This window comes from Arthrobacter sp. 2YAF22_2 (assembly GCF_052114645.1).
GTDB lineage: Bacteria > Actinomycetota > Actinomycetes > Actinomycetales > Micrococcaceae > Arthrobacter.
The window spans coordinates 1-6,311 of the sequence record NZ_JBFRFD010000184.1; the positions used below are offsets into that span (position 1 = coordinate 1).

At 66.1% G+C, this 6,311-nt stretch carries 6 protein-coding genes, 1 pseudogene and 1 riboswitch; of the genes and pseudogenes, 6 read left to right on the plus strand and 1 reads right to left on the minus strand.

The annotated features are described in order from the left end of the window. A pseudogene (locus AB4Y86_RS09365) lies at positions 1 to 339 on the minus strand (serine hydroxymethyltransferase); the annotation flags it as partial. Positions 340 to 505: 166 nt separating this feature from the next. Beyond that, positions 506 to 591: riboswitch (ZMP/ZTP riboswitch) on the minus strand. 31 nt (positions 592 to 622) lie between these two features. Here AB4Y86_RS09365 and purU point away from each other — a divergent pair. The 6 genes from purU to AB4Y86_RS09395 form a co-directional block, all read left to right on the plus strand. Further along, entirely contained in the window at positions 623 to 1,483 is an 861-nt protein-coding gene (gene purU, locus AB4Y86_RS09370; protein ID WP_441401970.1) for a formyltetrahydrofolate deformylase, read from the plus strand. A gap of 69 nt (positions 1,484 to 1,552) precedes the next feature. Further along, the gene (locus AB4Y86_RS09375) at positions 1,553 to 1,966 is read left to right on the plus strand and encodes a methyltransferase domain-containing protein (protein ID WP_441401971.1); all 414 of its coding nucleotides are present in this window, start codon (positions 1,553 to 1,555) and stop codon (positions 1,964 to 1,966) included. 90 nt (positions 1,967 to 2,056) lie between these two features. Then, positions 2,057 to 2,575 carry a gamma carbonic anhydrase family protein gene (locus tag AB4Y86_RS09380; protein ID WP_441401972.1) on the plus strand — a complete coding sequence of 173 codons (519 nt, stop codon included), beginning with the start codon at positions 2,057 to 2,059 and terminating at the stop codon, positions 2,573 to 2,575. A gap of 95 nt (positions 2,576 to 2,670) precedes the next feature. Next, a complete protein-coding gene (locus AB4Y86_RS09385; RefSeq protein WP_441401973.1) occupies positions 2,671 to 3,861 on the plus strand; it encodes an ROK family transcriptional regulator in 1,191 nt (396 codons plus the stop codon). Positions 3,862 to 4,046: 185 nt separating this feature from the next. Beyond that, entirely contained in the window at positions 4,047 to 5,603 is a 1,557-nt protein-coding gene (mmsA, locus tag AB4Y86_RS09390) for a multiple monosaccharide ABC transporter ATP-binding protein (RefSeq protein ID WP_441401974.1), read from the plus strand. 45 nt (positions 5,604 to 5,648) lie between these two features. Further along, the coding region (locus tag AB4Y86_RS09395; RefSeq protein WP_441401975.1) for an ABC transporter permease subunit at positions 5,649 to 6,311 on the plus strand (663 nt) is incomplete at its 3' end.

Here is a 6,311-nt window from a genome sequence, read left to right on the forward strand (position 1 = left end):
GGCGTTGGCCTGCGCGCCGGAGTGCGGCTGGACGTTGGCGAAYTCGGCGCCGAASAGCTCCTTGACGCGGTCGATCGCGAGCTGCTCCGCGACGTCGACGTACTCACAGCCGCCGTAGTAGCGGCGGCCCGGGTAGCCTTCGGCGTACTTGTTGGTCAACACGGACCCCTGCGCCTCCATCACGGCGCGCGGTGCGAAATTCTCGGAGGCGATCATCTCCAGGGTGCCGCGCTGGCGGCCGAGTTCCTGGGCCAGGACGGCGGCAATTTCGGGATCGAGGTCAGCGAGCGGCTGGTTGCTCACGGCTGCTGAGGAAAGGCGAAGGGAGGAAGTAGTCACGAAGAACTCCTGGCTTGGCAACGGTCACTGCTTTGAGGTCAGGTTACCGGCTGGCCTGCCGCGGCGCCGCAAAATGACGGACCCCAAACGGGCCGCGCTGCTGGCGCAACGCCCGCAAGGGGCGCTGCCGGCGGGCGGGCAGCGGGGCTGCCAACCGGAAAACATGACCCTCGGCCCAGGCGTACGATCCGTGGTCTGCGTGCGTGCCGCTCCCTGGTGGTTAACCACCCAACGCCAGTTGCGACCCGTCCAGCGTATCGCAGCCGCGGGTAGGCTGTCTTTCGTGACTGACGACCAGCTGACCGCTTCCTACGTTCTGACCCTCTCCTGCCCGGACCGGCCCGGAATCGTGCACGCCGTGGCGGGGGCCCTCCTGGTGGCCGGCTGCAACATTACGGACTCGCAGCAGTACGGCAGCCAGGGCACCGGGACGTTCTTCATGCGGGTCGAGGCCACGACGGCGGCCCCGCCGGCCGAACTGCAGATGGCGCTGGACCCCGTGGYGCGCGCTTTCGGCATGCAGTGGAACCTGAACCCGGCCGGCCGCAAGGTCCGCACCCTGCTGATGGCGAGCACGTCCGCGCACTGCCTCAACGACCTGTTGTTCCTGCAGCGCTCCGGCACCCTGCCGATCGAGATCCCGGCCATCGTCTCCAACCACCGGGACCTGGCCGGCCTGGCCGAGTTCTACGGCATCCCGTTCCACCACATCCCGGTCACCGCGGACACCAAGGACGAGGCCGAAGACGCCCTGCGCAAGCTCATGGCGGAGCACGACGTCGAACTCACGGTCCTGGCCCGGTACATGCAGATCCTCTCCGACGAACTGTGCACGGAGCTCACCGGCAAGGCCATTAACATCCACCATTCCTTCCTGCCCTCCTTCAAGGGCGCGAAGCCCTACCACCAGGCCCACGCCCGCGGCGTGAAACTCATCGGGGCCACGGCGCACTACGTCACCGCTGCCCTCGACGAGGGTCCGATCATCGAGCAGGAAGTCATCCGGGTGGACCACCGGCGCACCGCCGAGCAGTTCGTCCAGATGGGCCGCGATGTCGAGGGCCGCACGCTCGCCCAGGCCGTGCAGTGGCACGCCGAACACCGCGTGCTGCTGGACGGCAACCGCACGGTCGTCTTCAGCTAGGCGTCTCCAGCTCACGGCCGTCCCAGGCCGAGGCTTGTCTTCCACGCGGGTCCGCCCTTAACTGGAGCCATGGCATCAGCGCGGACGGATGAGCTGCCCGGTTTCATCGCCCTGCTCAAGGCCGAGGGCCGGCGCGGCGTGCTCGGCCTGGACTGCGGCCCGGGTACGGAGGGGCTGCTCTTTGTCCGCGCCGGGCTCCATTTCACCGGTGTGGACGCTTCGGAGGAGAACATCCACGCCGCCCGTGCCCGGGGCCTCTCCGCTTCGGTGGCAACCGGGCGGACGCTGCCCTTTGCCGACGCAGCGTTCGCGGCCGTGTGGGCGGTGGACGCGCTGGCCGACCTGCCGCTGCAGGAGTGGGACGACGTCGTCCGTGAACTGAAGCGGGTGGCGGAACCCGGCGCGCCGGTCGCCGTCGCCGTTCCCGACCTGGGGCACCCGGACCTGGGGCGGGGCTTCAGGGTCCTGCGAGCCCCGGCATGAACGATCGTTGCGCTATCAGGTATGGCCGCTAACCGGCAACCGGACAAACGACTACTGATGGAGCATCGGCCGGTGTCCTAGGCTGTAGCCATGACTCCCGTTTACGCTTTCGGCGGCGACAGCCCGGCCGTCCATGAATCCGCCTTCGTCGCCCCGAGCGCCTCCATCATCGGCAAGGCCACGCTTGCCGAGAACTCCAGCGCCTTCTACGGCGTCTCGGTCCGGGCCGACACCGCGGCGATCACCGTCGGGCCCGGCACCAACCTGCAGGACAACGTCGTCCTGCACGCGGATCCGGACTTCCCGTGCACTGTCGGCGCCCGCGTCAGCGTCGRCCACAGCGCCGTGGTGCACGGCTGCACGGTGGAGGACGACTGCCTGATCGGCATGAGCGCCACGATCCTCAACGGCGCGGTGATCGGCGCCGGCTCGCTCGTGGCGGCCGGCGCGGTGGTGCTGGAAGGCACCGTGGTCCCGCCCCGCTCACTGGTGGCCGGGGTGCCGGCGAAGGTCCGGCGGGAACTCACCGAGGAAGAGTTCGACGGCGTGAAGCTCAACGCCGCCCATTACCAGGAACTCGCGCGGGCGCACCGCGACCTTCACAGCTGACTCTCAGCGGGCTTCCACCATTCCGAAACGACACGGACGCCTTCGGTTGCGTTAACTTCTTGACTACAAACCCTTGATGGGGCACGCTTCATTCCATGCCCTCACCAACGCGCTCAACGAGGAGCCGCACCAAAAACCCCGGGTCGCAGTCCGCCCTGCGGCATCTGAACCAGCAACGGATCATCGAGTGCCTGCTGGCCGGCCCGTCCACCCAGGCGGAACTGGCCCGGCAGACCGGCCTGTCCACGGCGACGGTCTCGAACATTGTCAGGATCATGCAGGACGCCGGACTGGCCTCCACCGAACCGATCACCAGCTCCGGCCGCCGCGCCCTGAACGTCCGGCTCAACAGCAACGGCGCCGTCGCCGTCGGCATCGACTTCGGCCGGCGCCACCTGCGGGTGTTCCTCGCCTCGCTCAGCTACCACGTGGTCGCGGAGGAATCGATCCTGTTGCCTCTGGGCCACCACGCAGAGGAAGGCATTGCGGCAGCCGTCGAAGTGCTGGACCGGCTGCTGGCCGGCAGCGGCGTGGAACGCAGCGCCCTCGTGGGGGCCGGCGTCGGCATCCCGGGCCCGATTGACCGCCGCACCGGCACCGTAGCGCAGGGCGCCATCCTGCCCGAATGGGTAGGGATCAACATCCTCAAGCGGCTCGAAGAAGCGCTGGATCTACCGGTTTTTGTGGACAACGACGCCAACCTCGGGGCCTTGTCCGAGGTCACCTGGGGTCCGCACACCGGCGTCAGCAATCTGCTGTTCCTCAAGATCGGCTCGGGCATCGGCGCCGGGTTGATCCTGAACGGAATGCCCTACTACGGGAACGTCGGCATCACCGGCGAAATCGGCCACGCCACCATCCACGAACACGGCCTGGTCTGCCGCTGCGGCAACCGGGGCTGCCTGGAAACCATCGCGTCCACCACCACCATGATCGAGCTCCTGAGCCGAGGCGAGGACCGGCCGGTGACCCCTGAGGACATCGTGCGCAAGGCGCTCGGCCGCGACTCCGCGACCCTCCGGGTGGTGGACGACGCCGGGCTCGCCGTCGGACGCGCGCTGGGCAACGTTTCGAACCTCATCAACCCCGAGGTGATTGTCGTCGGGGGGCCTTTGGCGGGGCTCGGCGAGCTGCTGCTGGACCCGATCCGCCGGGGCCTCGTGCGCCATGCGGTCCCTGTGATCGGCGAGACCACCACCTTGACCATGTCCTCGCTCGGCGACCGTGCAGAGGCCCTCGGGGCGACCGCCCTGGTGTTCCAGCACGCCGGGATCCGGCGGAACTAGCACGGGCCAGGGAACGGCTCCCGGGCGAAAATCGGGGGCGGACGCAGGCGGATTTCGAAAGCCGTTACCGGCTCGTTGCGTTAAAGACTTGACGACAACGACGTGATCCAGTTTACTTTTTCATCAGACGGCTCTGCGGTTTGCAGGGGCGGACAACGAAGTCATGCATTGGAGGCGTAAGGGCAATGACGTCCCTCGACACGCACAGCGATCCGATAATTCTCGAGATGCGCTCCATCACCAAGGAGTTCCCCGGCGTTAAAGCATTGGCCGAGGTAAGCCTGCGGGTGAAGGCTGGCGAGATTCACGCCATCTGCGGTGAAAACGGCGCAGGAAAATCGACCCTGATGAAGGTACTGTCGGGCGTCTACCCCTACGGCAGCTACGACGGCGACATCGTCTACCAGAGCGAAGTCCAGCAGTTCAAGGACATCCGGGCCAGCGAACACGCCGGCATCGTGATCATCCACCAGGAGCTGGCGCTCATTCCGGAACTCTCCATCACGGAGAACATCTTCTTGGGCAACGAGCCCACCCGGCGCGGCGTGATCGACTGGGCCGAGGCACGGACCCGCTCCACCGAACTGCTGGCCCGGGTGGGCCTGCGCGAGGACCCTGACACCCCGGTCAAGGAGATCGGCGTCGGCAAGCAGCAGCTGGTCGAAATCGCCAAGGCGCTCAACAAGAGGGTGAAGCTCCTCATCCTGGACGAGCCCACCGCGGCCCTGAACGAATCCGACTCCCAGCACCTGCTGGACTTGATCCTGGGCCTGAAGGGCCGCGGCATCACCTCGATCATGATTTCGCACAAGCTCAACGAAATTGAGCAGATCGCCGACTCGATCACGATCATCCGCGACGGCAAGTCGATCGAGACCCTCGACGTCAAGGCCGACGGCGTCGACGAGGACCGCATCATCAAGGGCATGGTGGGCCGGACCCTGGAGTCGCGGTTCCCGGACCACGAACCCAAGATCGGCGAAAAGTTCTTCGAGGTCAAGGACTGGAACGTGGGGCACCCGCAGATCCAGGACCGCCTGGTCTGCAAGAACTCCAACTTCTACGTCCGACGCGGCGAGATCGTCGGCTTTGCCGGGCTGATGGGGGCCGGCCGCACCGAGCTGGCGCGTTCCCTGTTCGGCCGCTCCTACGGCCGCTTCATCTCCGGCCAGGTCTACAAAGACGGCAAGGAACTGCACCTCAAGAACGTCAAGCAGGCCATCGACGCCGGCCTCGGCTACGTCACCGAGGACCGCAAGTCGCTGGGCCTGAACCTGCTGGACGACATCAAGGCCACCACAGTCTCGGCGGCCCTGAAGAAGATCAGCAAGCACAACGTCGTCGACGTCGACAAGGAATTCACCGTCGCGGAGCAGTACCGCAAGTCGCTGCGCACCAAGACGCCGTCGGTGGAGGAAGGCGTGGCCAAGCTCTCCGGCGGCAATCAGCAGAAGGTGGTGCTGGCGAAGTGGATGTTCACCGACCCGGACSTSCTGATCCTGGACGAACCCACCCGCGGSATCGACGTSGGCGCCAAGTTCGAGATCTACGGCATCATCCAGCAACTGGCCAACCAGGGAAAGGGCGTCATCGTCATCTCCTCGGAACTGCCCGAGCTGCTGGGCCTCTCCGACCGCATCTACACCATTTTCGAAGGCGCCATCACCGGCGTGCTGAACAAAGAGGAAGCCAGCCAGGAAAGCCTCATGAAACTGATGACTTCCGCCCGCAAGACCGCCTGACCCTCTGGGACTATCCAGAACATCCGGACAACAAGGACTGACACCATGAATGCGCTCAAGAAGCTCTTTGGCGGCAACACCCGCCAATTCGGCATGATCTTCGCCCTGGTSGCGCTGATCGTCTTCTTCCAGATTTTCACAGAGGGCCGCACGCTCACCCCGGGCAACGTCATCAACCTCTTCAACGGCAACTCGTACATTCTGATCCTCGCGATCGGCATGGTGCTGGTGATCATCGCCGGCCACATCGACCTCTCGGTCGGCTCCGTCGCCGCCTTCGTGGGGGTCAGCGTCGCCCTCATGATCCAGGACTGGGGCATCCCGTGGTACCTCGGCATCCTGTTCGGGCTGCTTCTCGGCGCCGTGATCGGCGCCTGGCAGGGCTTCTGGACGGCCTACGTCGGTATCCCGGCCTTCATCGTCACGCTGGCCGGCATGCTGCTGTTCCGCGGCTTCAACCAGTTCGTCGGCAAGTCCAACACCATCCCGGTGCCGAACGACTTCCAGTACATCGGCTCGGGCTACCTGCCCGAAGTCGGCCCCAACACCGGCTTCAACAACCTCACATTGCTGCTGGGCCTGCTCGGCGCCGCCTTCGTGGTGTTCAGCGAGATCCGCTCCCGCCGCAAGGCCAAGGCCCTCGGCGCCGAAGTGCCCGAAGCCTGGGTGACCATCACCAAGCTGGTCCTGATCTGCGCCGCCATCCTC

Coding starts and splice junctions, on each gene's coding strand:
- AB4Y86_RS09375 (WP_441401971.1), top strand. CDS start 1,553: ATGGCATCAGCGCGGACGGATGAGCTGCCCGGTTTCATCGCCCTGCTC.
- AB4Y86_RS09385 (WP_441401973.1), top strand. CDS start 2,671: ATGCCCTCACCAACGCGCTCAACGAGGAGCCGCACCAAAAACCCCGGG.